The 9,257-nt window shown below is 37.4% G+C and carries 7 protein-coding genes; 6 read left to right on the top strand and 1 reads right to left on the bottom strand.

The features are described from left to right. The coding region (locus ACTTKP_RS09695; protein WP_442553702.1) for a hypothetical protein at positions 1–991 on the bottom strand (991 nt) is incomplete at its 3' end. A gap of 165 nt (positions 992–1,156) precedes the next feature. Between ACTTKP_RS09695 and ACTTKP_RS09690 the strand changes: the two genes are divergently transcribed. From ACTTKP_RS09690 to ACTTKP_RS09665, 6 genes are all read left to right on the top strand, one after another. Continuing rightward, entirely contained in the window at positions 1,157–1,774 is a 618-nt protein-coding gene (locus ACTTKP_RS09690) for a hypothetical protein (protein ID WP_442553701.1), read from the top strand. A gap of 113 nt (positions 1,775–1,887) precedes the next feature. After that, positions 1,888–3,870, top strand: a complete 1,983-nt coding sequence (gene tkt, locus ACTTKP_RS09685) for a transketolase (RefSeq protein ID WP_442553700.1) — start codon at positions 1,888–1,890, stop codon at positions 3,868–3,870. 143 nt (positions 3,871–4,013) lie between these two features. Further along, entirely contained in the window at positions 4,014–4,430 is a 417-nt protein-coding gene (locus ACTTKP_RS09680; protein WP_442553699.1) for a peptide deformylase, read from the top strand. Between the two features lie 17 nt (positions 4,431–4,447). Next, the gene (gene mgtE, locus ACTTKP_RS09675) at positions 4,448–5,812 is read left to right on the top strand and encodes a magnesium transporter (protein WP_442553698.1); all 1,365 of its coding nucleotides are present in this window, start codon (positions 4,448–4,450) and stop codon (positions 5,810–5,812) included. 19 nt (positions 5,813–5,831) lie between these two features. Continuing rightward, a complete protein-coding gene (gene pyk / locus ACTTKP_RS09670) occupies positions 5,832–7,244 on the top strand; it encodes a pyruvate kinase (protein WP_442553697.1) in 1,413 nt (470 codons plus the stop codon). A gap of 36 nt (positions 7,245–7,280) precedes the next feature. Further along, the coding region (locus tag ACTTKP_RS09665) for a diguanylate cyclase domain-containing protein (protein ID WP_442553696.1) at positions 7,281–9,257 on the top strand (1,977 nt) is incomplete at its 3' end.

Here is a 9,257-nt window from a genome sequence, read left to right as displayed (position 1 = left end):
CAAAGAGAGCAGCGATGTCATCAGGGCTCATCTTTTTGTTAGGGTCATCCGCTACGGGAGCCGCAACGGGTTCATTAGCAGGCTCAGGCTCAGCAAGAGCCGGTTCAGTAGCAGATTCAGCATCCAAAGCTGAAAGAGTATCTACAAATTCAGGCATCTCTTCAGGAACTGCCACATTATTTATATTTTCGTTTGCTTCAGTTAAAGTATCTATATACTCAGGCATATCATCTTGGTTGGCAACTTCAGCTACAGGCTCTTCGATTATCATTTCGGTTTCAGATAAAAGTTCTTCTGTATGAGGCTCATTTATGTTGTTATCTTGAATGACAGGATTTTCTACAACTGATTCAGGTTTAGCAGAAGGTTCGACAAAGGATACAGGCTGTCTGTTGTTTGCAACTTGTCTTGCGATGTCGGTAAGAGTCTGTAACTGCTCCTTAACAGCATCCATAGTGAGTTGGCTGCTTTTAAGTTCAAGTGCAAGAGCATCAAATTTGGTAAGAATCTGACCAAGATCAGAAGGTGACATTGAATTATCCGTGGATGCAGGATTGTTTGAAAAAGCCTCAGCAATCTGTTTGGTGTTATCCATGTCATATTTTATAGAGGCTTTGATTGCCTTTACTATTTCACCTTGTAAAGAACTTAAGTTTTCCATATTTTCTTCCGGCATAAGGATGCGTTCTTCCAAAAGATTTAATATTCTTTTTTCAAGTACATAGGTAGCTTTAGCAAGTTTTGCAGCTTCTTCTTTTTCTGTAGAGATAGGATCAAAGGCATCGGTTTCCTTTGCCCTGTCTCTCTCTTTTATAAAATTATGGATAGAAGACTGAATTTCTGTTAACAAAAGGTAAGCAGAGCCTAGCAGAGTTACTCCGACAGCTAATGGAAAATAAAAAATATCTGAATATTTTAATATGCAGAACAGCTCTAAAAAACTAAGTGCCGTGAATAATAGTGAAAATGGAATGATTTTATTTTTTTTCATTTCATGCATCTCCTATAGGATTTTTTTTAATATTGTCTCCTATTATAAGGCAAAAAACAGGTTATAGCAAGGTTTTTTGATGAGAGTCTGTTTAACTATTGATATATGGGCAGAAAATGTGGTAAACTAAGTGTGTATGTTAATTGTGAAAGTGATGGGAGGAGTATGATAAAAGTAGAGAGAACCTGTGTTTTCAATTTTGAAAATGCAATCCGTGGAGCAAGAAATCCTATGAATTCGTGGGATAGAATGGATAGCTATTATGATGAAAATAATAGTTTTGTGCTGGGTGAGAATGATTTAAGTCTTGCAAGAAGACTTGCTAAGGCAGGACCTGATCATAGAAAGTTTATCAGACAGATTATTATTTCGGTTGATATTACAGCACCGCTCTATTGGTGGAAAGAGTATGATACCTATAAAGTAGCTACGGTTGCCAACTCTACAAGTACCATGCATAAAATACATAGCAAAGCTTTTGAAGAAGATGATTTTTCAACTGACCATATGAGTGAGGAGACAAAGAAGCACTTTCTTAATTTTGTCAGTTATATGGAAGAGGTGAGAGAAAAGTTTGTATCAACTAAAGACAAAGCTTATTGGTATGATCTTATACAGATGTTGCCGTCAAGCTATAATCAGCTTAGAACCTGTACTTTAAATTATGAGACGGCATCTAATATTTATTATGCAAGAAAGGCTCACAAACTGGCTGAATGGCACGAATTTTGCGACTGGATTAAGACTCTTCCTTATGCAGAGGATTTAATAATTAACAGATAGATTTTATGATACAAGTGTCAAAAGTATAAAAATTCGATTGGGGCTTGCTTGTAAGAGAATTTATTATCTTTTGACACCCACATCATTTTATAATAATGCTTTAGGGGGCAAAAATGAATAGAAATATTGAAAGAATGTCAGTAAATGCAATAAGGGTATTGTCGGCAGATGCAGTACAAAAAGCAAACTCAGGACATCCGGGACTTCCGCTTGGAGCGGCGGCTATAGGATATGAACTTTGGGCAAATCATATGAATCACAATCCTAAGAATCCCAACTGGGAAAATAGAGACAGGTTCATTCTTTCAGGTGGACATGGCTCAACTCTTTTGTATTCTCTGCTTCATTTTTTTGGATATGGTCTGACTCTTGATGATATGAAGAACTTCCGTCAGTGGAATTCCAAGACTCCGGGACATCCTGAGTATGGGGTTACCGCAGGTGTTGAAGCATCTACAGGACCGCTTGGAGCAGGAATGGCTATGGCAGTGGGGATGGCTATGGCAGAGACTCATCTTGCGGCTAAGTTTAATAAAGAGGGTTACAATGTAGTTGACCATTATACCTATGTGCTGGGCGGAGACGGCTGTATGATGGAAGGCATCAATTATGAAGCATTCTCACTTGCAGGCACACTTAAACTAAGCAAGTTAATTGTGCTGTATGATTCGAATAAAATATCTATAGAAGGTGATACGGACATTGCTTTTACTGAGGATGTACCTGCAAGATTTAAATCTATGGGCTTTCAGGTACTCGAAGTTAAGGATGGCAATGACACAGCTAAAATAGGAAGGGCTATAGAAGAGGCAAAGGCTAACAAAGAACAGCCTTCGTTTATTAAAATAAATACTAAAATCGGTTTCGGTTCTCCAAAAGAAGGTTCGGCAGATTCACATGGAGCACCGCTTGGAGCTGATAATATAATAACAATGAAGAAAAACTTTGATTGGCCAAGCGAAGAACCTTTCTTTATCCCTGAAGAGGTGTATGCCCATTATCAGGAAAAGGCGGAAGGGCTTGCTAAGAAAGAAGAAGAGTGGAACAGGCTTTTTGAGGAATACTGTGTGAAATTCCCTGAGATGAAAAAACTTTGGGATGAATTTAAGGATGAGAGCGTAGCTTCCAAGCTGATTGATGATGAAGATTTTTGGAACTGTGATGATAAGGCGGATGCCACAAGAAATCTTTCAGGCAAGGTATTAAATAAACTGACATCAAAGATTCCTTCTGTTTTCGGAGGTTCTGCGGATCTTGCACCGTCCAATAAGAGTTATATAAATGGAGCGGGAGATTATTCTGTGGAAAATTATGCCGGAAGAAATGTACATTTTGGTGTAAGAGAGCTTGCAATGACAGCTATTGGAAACGGACTGGTGCTTTCAGGGCTTAGGGCCTATGTCTCTACCTTCTTTGTTTTCAGTGATTATGTAAAGCCAATGGCTAGGCTGGCTTCACTTATGGAGTTACCTCTTACCTTCATATTTACACATGACTCAATAGGTGTAGGCGAAGACGGTCCTACGCATGAGCCGATAGAACAGTTGGCTGAATTTAGGGCAATGCCTAATTTCAATGTATTCCGTCCGGCTGATGCCACAGAAACTATTGCAGCCTGGTATAGTGCGGTTACATCTAAGGAAACACCTACAGCCCTTGTACTTACGAGACAGAATCTTCCACAGCTTAAAGGCTCTTCTAAAGAGGCACTTAAGGGAGGCTATGTAGTGGCTGATTCTTCTAAGGAGACTCCGGATGCAATTCTTATTGCAAGCGGTTCAGAGGTAAGCCTCGCTATTGAAGCTAAGGAGATTCTTGCAGGGGAAAACATTGATGTTAGGGTTGTGTCCATGCCTTGTATGGACATATTTGATAGACAGCCTGATGAATACAAAGAAAAGGTGCTTCCAAAGACAGTCAGGGCAAGGGTAGCTGTAGAGGCACTTTCTGAGTTCGGATGGGGCAAATATGTGGGACTTGACGGTAAGACAGTATGCCTTAACAGGTTCGGTGCTTCTGCACCTGCAGAGACATTGTTTAAGGAATTTGGATTTACAGTAGAAAATGTCGTTAAGGCTGTTAAGGAGATAGTCTAACCTGTCTTATGCATTTGCAAAGGATATTATTGAAGTAATTGAAATTATTAAACAAAAGTCTGATGATTCAGCTGAGATGATGGAAAAAAGTAAGTAATGCAGTTTCAAAGTTTAAATTATAAAAATAAAGGATTGGTGTTCTTATGGTAAGAGAATTAGTTAAAGATCAATTTTTCTTAAGGCTTAAATCAGAGCCTGTAACTAAGGATGACTTGGAAATTATACAGGATCTTAAGGATACATTAAAAGCTTATTCTGATGAATGTGTAGGCATGTCAGCCAATATGATAGGAGTTAATAAGGCGGTTATAGCAATTCAGCCTGAAAATAGCAATCAGATGGTTGTTATGCTTAATCCTAAGATACTCAAAAAGAGTGGAGCCTATGAGACAGAAGAGGGCTGTATGTGCCTTGAAGGAGAGAGGAAGGCTATAAGGCATAGAAATATAACCGTTGAGTATTTTGATGAAGATTTTAAAAAACATATTAAGCTTTATAGTGGATATATAGCAGAAATTATAGAGCATGAATGTGACCATCTTGAAGGGATAATAATCTGATTTACAAGGAGGCCGGTATGGATGATATTTTAGAAGAAAACTATAGGGAAGAACTGGAAAAGTTACTTCTAAATAAGGACTATAAGGCTCTCAGAAAAAAGATGGAGGACATGAATGTAGTAGACTTGGCCTTTATCATGGACGAGATGGAGGATGAAGACTCCTTAAAGATGTTTAGGATTCTGCCTAAAGACATGGCGGCAGATGTATTTGCAAACCTTGAACTGGATGACCAGCAGTATATCATATCTTCGATGTCGGATACAGAAGCCTCACATATAATTGAAAATCTGATGGCGGATGATGCTACTGACTTGCTTGAGGAAATGCCGGCTAATGTAGTTAAGAAAATTCTCTCAAAAGCAAGTCCTGAAACAAGAGCTGACATAAATCATCTCTTGCGTTATCCGGAAGACAGTGCAGGAAGCATAATGACAGTCGAATTTGTAGACCTTAGGGAGCAGATGACTGTCGAGGAAGCAATTGTCAGAATAAAGCGTAGAGGACTTGACTCTGAGACCGTAAATATTTGTTATGTAGTTGACAATCAGCGTATTCTTAAAGGAACAGTGGCTCTTAGGTATCTTCTTATCAGAGAACCTGATGAGTTGATTGGAGATATAATGAATACGAAGGTAATCAGTATCAACACACAGATGGATCAGGAAGAGGCGGCACTTACTATTCAGAAATATGGTTTTACGGCAATGCCTGTTGTAGATAATGAAAACCGTATGGTGGGAATTATTACGGTAGACGATGTAGTGGATATTTTGCAGGAAGAGGCTACAGAGGATATTGAGAAGATGGCAGCGATGATTCCTTCAGATAAGCCATATTTTAAAATGACTACTCTTGAGACATATAAAAAGAGAATGCCATGGCTTCTGCTTCTTATGATATCGGCTACATTTACAGGAGCAATTATAACAAGCTATGAAGAAGCGCTTGCTTCCTATGTAATACTTACAGCTTATATTCCTATGTTGATGGATACCGGTGGAAATGCAGGATCTCAGGCAAGTGTATCCGTAATCCGTGGACTTTCGATAGGTGAGATAGAGTTTAAGGAAATATTTAGGGTTATATGGAAGGAGATACGAGTTGCTGTTCTTTGTGGAATAACACTGTCTGGAGCTAATTTCATAAAACTTTTGGTTGTAGACAGGTTGGAACTTCCGGTAGCTCTTGTAATTTGCTCTACTCTTGTAGTGGTTGTAGTTTTTGCCAAATTTATTGGCTGTGTGCTTCCTTTAGTAGCTGAAAGGATAGGTTTTGATCCTGCCGTTATGGCAAGTCCGCTTATTACTACTATTGTAGATGCAGTATCTTTGACAGTATATTTTACTATTGCAGTTTCGGTACTTCATATTGTTGTCTGATAAGAAAGAGAGGAAATATATGCGTAAGACGAAGATTATTTGTACTATTGGACCTGCCAGCGAGAGCGAAGAAATGATAAGAAAACTTTGTAAGGCAGGCATGAATGTTGCGAGACTGAATTTTTCCCATGGTACGCATGAGGATCATAAAAAGAGAGTAGAAACCATTAAGAAAGTGCGTAATGAACTGGATCTGCCTATAGCAATAATGTTAGATACTAAGGGACCGGAATATAGGATTGGAGTTTTTGAAAATCATAAGGCAGAACTTAAAGAAGGCGAGAAGTTCACATTTACTACAGAAGAGATAGTAGGAGACAGTACAAGAGTTTCTGTAAGCTATAAAGACCTTGCTAAAGAGCTGAATAAGGGAGATACTATTCTTGTAAATAATGGACTGATTGACCTTAAGGTAGTTAATACAACAGCTGATGAGATAGAGTGTGAAGTAGTAATAGGTGGAGAGCTTTCAGATAGAAAGAGCATGGCATTTCCGGGTAAGCATATACATCAGAAATATTTATCAGATAAAGATAAGGAAGATTTGCTTTTTGCAATAGAAAATGATATAGATTTTATTGCCTGCTCCTTTGTCTCAGTGAAGCAGGATCTTGCTGATGTACATGAGTTCTTAGATGCAAATGGTGGCAGCGACATAAGTCTTATTGCAAAAATTGAGAATCAATCAGGCTATGATAATATAGAGGAAATAAGCGAACTTTGCAGTGGTATTATGGTTGCAAGGGGAGATATGGGAGTGGAGATACCGTTTGAAAGGCTGCCGGCTATCCAAAAGGATCTTATTACCAAGTGCAGAATGCTTGGAAAGAGAGTTATTACTGCAACTGAAATGCTTGAGTCCATGATAAATAATCCTCGTCCTACAAGAGCTGAGGCCTCTGATGTTGCTAATGCAGTATATGATGGAACTTCTGCAATTATGCTTTCAGGAGAGACAGCAGCAGGACATTATCCTGTTCAGGCAGTGGCGACAATGGCTAAGATTGCAGAAACAACAGAAGGTAATATAAATTATAAAAAAAGGTTTTATACCAGTGATTTTTATATTAAAAATGAGCCGGATGCTATTTCCCATGCAACTTGTGGAATGGCAATAGATATCAATGCTAAGGCAATTGTGGCTTGTACAATATCAGGAATGACAGCCCGTCTCGTATCCAGATTTAGAGGACCTGTTGATATTATAGGTCTTAGTACCGATGAGAAGACATGGCGTAAGCTTGCACTTTCTTGGGGTGTAATTCCTAAGATGTGTGAGAGATTTGAGTCAACAGATGTACTTTTTTATTCAGCTAAACAAGTTGCAAAAGATACACTTAAGCTTAGTAAAGGTGACAAGTTGGTTATTACAGGCGGAATTGCAAATGGGGTTTCGGGAAGTACTAATTTGATTAAAGTGGAAACTTTGTAAACTGCCTGTGCAAGACCTTAATTTTGGAGAAATTATATGGAACAGTTTGTTAGACTTATATCAAAGGTCTGTGTTATCTTAGTCCTATTGCTTGTTTCGATAGTTATTGAGGAGTATCTCAGTTTTAATAATAGATTTAAGAAATTATGTGACCTAAAGTTTAGAAAAGATTTTAGCAAAAATCTCAGAGAGATAGATCTCTCTTCAAGTATACTGACTCAGGTAATGCAGGGAATATTATTTGCAATATTTATATATTTGGGCAGTACCACAACAATGAGAAATGCTGCTGATGGCGAAATTATATATGATGCAAGAGAGGTTATACTTAACCTCTCTGTAATATATGGTCCAATAGCTGCTACAATTACAGCTTTAGCAGCAGCAATGATAAGGACAGTAAAAGATACAGGTAATGCAGTTGTTCCAGTTATAGGCATAATGGTAATTTATATTATTGAGATGTTCTTTTTATCTTATGCAAAAAATAAGGGCAGAGGAATAACAGCAAAGGATTTTATGCTAATGTCATTTCTTACAGGAGTTATAAGTGACATAGGTATTTTTATGATGCAGGGGAATGCACTGAAACGTCCGTTAATTCCTACTGTAGTATTGATTATTGCATATCCTGTTTTTTCAACAGCTGTCTACAAGATTATAGAGGCAACAAAAAATAGCAACAGGTTTGTTTTCAAACTTTATAGATGTCACAATAGATTTAACAAAATGAGTGAAGAATTGAGTGAGAGGCTTGAGGTACTTAAAGAGAATGAAGTGCATTTTCGTACAATGTTCTACCACTCAAGTGAGGCTATTTTTCTTATAAAGGATAATAAGATAGCTAATGTAAATAAAGCAGGAATGGAGATGTTAGGTTACCGCAGGGAAGAAGAACTGATAGGGACTAATTTTATCTCTTATGTAATGGAGTTAAAGCCTTATGAGATTAAGAGGGAGATAGATATAGAAGAACTTTTTGACAGGGTCAAAAAAGGTGAAACTATTAAGGCAGAAATGCAGATAATTACAAGGGATGCAGCAAATGTATTTATAGAAGCTTTTATGATTTATATAAAAACTCCAAGTAATGAATATATATACATGTCTGCCAGAGATATAAGCATAAGGAAGTTGCGTGAAAAGGAAATTCTTTATAAATCGAGATATGATGAGATAACTAATGTTGCTAACAGGGCTTATTTTAATGAGGTAATGAGTAAGCTGCTCGCTATTCCGGAGAGTTATCCGATATGTTATCTCATGGCTGACATAAACGGACTTAAACTCACTAATGATGTCTTTGGGCATGCAAAAGGAGATGAACTGATAATAAAGGTTTCTTCTGTTTTGACCAGTTGCTGCAGAAGTAATGATACGGTAGCTAGAATTGGCGGTGATGAGTTCGCAATTCTCTTTACAAATACTGATGCTAAAACAGCTGCAGCTCTTCTAGAAAGAATTAATAAAAAGCTGGATACTGAAAAATATGATGGAGTCAAACCTTCTATAGCTATGGGATATGCTATAAAAGAAAGTATAGCGGATGAGACTGATTTTTGTGAAATTATAAAAAAAGCAGATGATATGATGTATGCTAATAAATCTGCTTCGAGAGAGAAAAACAGAAAAATTTTCCTTAAGAATATTTTGGGCAAGCTTTATGAAATTAGTCCTGAAGAAATGATTAAAGACAAAAAGTTGCGGACTTTGACGGATAAGTTCAAAAAGATTTATGATGTGGATTTCGCTACAGAAAAGCAGCTGAATAAACTAATCACATATGTGAATATTGGAAAACTAATAACACCTCGTTCTGAATGGAATATGAATGGAGAAAACTTACATAATCTAAGATTTTCAAGAAAGCTTCTTGAAAATACTGCAGTTATTTTAACCATAATCAGTCATTCTGAAAGAAATATAATTTCAACAGAAGATTTATATTCAATCAATGAAAATTGGGATGGAAGTGGAGAGAAATATGGAACTGCAGGAGAGGAAATTTCGCTT

The sequence above is a fragment of the Catonella sp. genome, from assembly GCF_052169795.1.
Classification (GTDB): Bacteria; Bacillota; Clostridia; order Lachnospirales; family Lachnospiraceae; genus Catonella.
The sequence above is the reverse complement of the archived record's forward strand: the minus strand, read 5'-3'. Positions and strand labels throughout refer to the sequence as shown.